The 316-nt window shown below is 39.9% G+C and carries 1 protein-coding gene; it reads right to left on the bottom strand.

Annotation, left to right across the window (positions count from 1 at the left end; genetic code table 11):
* Window positions 1–316, bottom strand: a 316-nt coding sequence (locus FAY33_RS19160) for a transposase (protein ID WP_185967736.1), incomplete at both ends; no start/stop codon positions are given.

Here is a 316-nt window from a genome sequence, read left to right as displayed (position 1 = left end):
CTTTGGCATACATAGATATAATCTTTTCCTCCATGTCCTGGGTAACCGTATTTTGATACTTTTTAATAACCTGGGGTTCAAAATCCCCATTTCGGTCACGTGGAATTGCCACCTCCATATCACCATAAGAGGTATGCATGGTTTTGGAAGAATGTCCGTTTCTGCTATTATCGGTATCCTTATTCCGATAATCATACTTTGAATAACCTAATTCTTCATCCAGTTCCTCGTCCAGAACACCTTCCAGCAGTACAGACATCATATCTCTCATAACAGAGTTGACGTCGGTACCATTCTTGACTTGAACATCATTGTT

Source organism: Clostridium sp. HBUAS56010, assembly GCF_007115105.1.
Classification (GTDB): domain Bacteria; phylum Bacillota; class Clostridia; order Lachnospirales; family Lachnospiraceae; genus Lacrimispora.
This window is presented reverse-complemented; position numbering and strand designations above follow the sequence as displayed.